Origin of the sequence: Burkholderia sp. IT-111MI5, from assembly GCF_949752865.1 — a bacterium.
GTDB lineage: Bacteria > Pseudomonadota > Gammaproteobacteria > Burkholderiales > Burkholderiaceae > Burkholderia > Burkholderia pyrrocinia_C.
In genome coordinates, this window is sequence record NZ_CATKIF010000038.1 from 1 (window position 1) to 1,837 (window position 1,837).

Below are 1,837 nucleotides of genomic sequence, written 5' to 3' on the forward strand. Positions count from 1 at the left end.
CGGCGTGGTGCCCGTCACGTGGCAGCAGGTGCTGCTCGAGTGGCAGCGCGACTGGGCGCGCCGCGAGAGCTACGACGCGGTGATGGCGATCGCGAAGGAGCACTCGGGCGCGTACGGGATGGGCGTCGATTACGCGTACACGATGGTCCACAAGGCGGCCGAGCGTACGCTGACGCCGCACGAGTCGATCCCGCCCGTGCCGGCGAAGTAACGGGCCGCCTGCCGCGATCGTCGCGATGGGCGCGGCGATTGCCTGCCGTCGGCCGCCGCGCGTTCAGGCCACGGGCAGCGCCCACGGCGCGTGCGAGAAGTGTTCGGCGAGGAACTCGAGCAGCACCGTCACGCGCGCGGCGCGCAGCATGCCGGGCGGCGTGACGAGGTTGACGTTGATGTCGGCGATCTTCCAGTCGCCCATTACTTCCTCGAGCTCGCCGCGCTGCATCTCTTCCCATACCAGGAACTCGGGCTGCAGCGCGAGGCCGTGGCCGGCGACGAGCGCGGGGACGATCACGTCCGCGTTGTTGGTGCGGATGCGGCCGTGCACGGACATGCCGACCTCCTCGCCCGATGCCGGGTGACGAAAGCGCCAGTGCTCGGGCGTCGGCAGGTTCGTATAGGTGAGGCACACGTGCTGTTCGAGGTCGCGCGGGTGCGTGGGGCGGCCGCGCCGGTCGAGATACGCGGGCGCCGCGACGAGCGGCCGGCGCACCGCGCAGAGCCGGCGCGAGCGCAGCGACGAATCGCTGAGCTCCGCGATGCGGACCGCGACGTCGAAGCCGCCGGACACGATGTCGACGATGTGATCGGTGAGCACGAGGTCGATGTCGACGCGCGGATAGCGCTCGAGAAACGCGGGCAGCACCGGCGACAGATGGCGCACCCCGAACGACATCGGCGCATTCACGCGCACGAGACCGTGCGGTTCGAGTGCGTGCGCGGACGCTTCGCTTTCGATCAGCTCCGCATCGGCGAGCAGGCGGATCGCGCGGTCGCGCAGCAGCTCGCCGGTCGGCGTGAGCGACAGCTTGCGCGACGTGCGGTACAGCAGCATCGCGCCGAGACGCTTTTCGAGGCGCGCGATCGCCTTCGACACGGTCGGTTGCGACACGCCGAGCAGGTCGGCAGCCTTCGCGAACGAGCCGGTTTCCGCGACACGGGCAAAGATGGCCCAGGCTTCGAGATCAGGAAGGTGTTGCATGGTCGGAACGGGTGGCAGGGAAGCGAAACCGATTCGGCGGCAGCGGATCGTGCCGCCGATGCGATGCACCGCGAAGGCGGGCGCGCCATGCAGGTGATTCTAATCCGGCCAGGGAGAAAAATCGTTATGGAATCTTATCTACTTTCGTTGGGCGCCGGCGTGTTGATCGGCGTCGTGTACAGCGTGATCAAGGTGCGCTCGCCGGCACCGCCGCTGATCGCGCTGGTCGGCCTCGCCGGCATGCTGATCGGCGCAGGCAGCATCGCGCCGGTCCGTCACTGGCTCGGCTTCTGACCGCATCGAGGACACATCATGAGCGCAATCGATACTCAACCCGATCTCATCCTGCACAACGGGCGCATCACGACGCTCGATCGTGCGAACCCCGTCGCCACCGCCGTCGCGATCAAGGACGGCCGCTTCATCGCGGTCGGCGGCAATGCGGAGATCGTGCCGCTCGCGGGCCGCGCGACGAAGGTCGTCGATCTCGACGGCCGTGCCGTGCTGCCGGGCCTGATCGACAACCATACGCACGTGATTCGCGGCGGCCTGAACTACAACATGGAGCTGCGCTGGGACGGCGTACGTTCGCTCGCGGTCGCGATGGACATGCTCAGGCGGCAGGTCGCGATCACGCCC

Annotated in this window: 3 protein-coding genes and 1 pseudogene; 3 read left to right on the forward strand and 1 reads right to left on the reverse strand. The window is 68.5% G+C overall.

Translation table 11 applies throughout. The annotated features are described in order from the left end of the window. Nucleotides 1-211: pseudogene (locus ACM6JT_RS24625) on the forward strand (hydrolase); the annotation flags it as partial. A gap of 63 nt (nucleotides 212-274) precedes the next feature. Here the strand turns inward: ACM6JT_RS24625 and ACM6JT_RS24630 are convergent. Next, nucleotides 275-1,198 (reverse strand): LysR family transcriptional regulator, encoded by a 924-nt coding sequence (locus tag ACM6JT_RS24630; protein ID WP_034183345.1) that lies wholly within the window; start codon nucleotides 1,196-1,198, stop codon nucleotides 275-277. A 126-nt stretch (nucleotides 1,199-1,324) separates the two neighbouring features. Between ACM6JT_RS24630 and ACM6JT_RS24635 the strand changes: the two genes are divergently transcribed. Both ACM6JT_RS24635 and ACM6JT_RS24640 read left to right on the forward strand, forming a co-directional pair. After that, entirely contained in the window at nucleotides 1,325-1,492 is a 168-nt protein-coding gene (locus ACM6JT_RS24635) for a DUF1427 family protein (RefSeq protein ID WP_034183346.1), read from the forward strand. A gap of 18 nt (nucleotides 1,493-1,510) precedes the next feature. After that, nucleotides 1,511-1,837, forward strand: a 327-nt coding sequence (locus ACM6JT_RS24640; protein ID WP_414857503.1) for an amidohydrolase family protein, incomplete at its 3' end; no start/stop codon positions are given.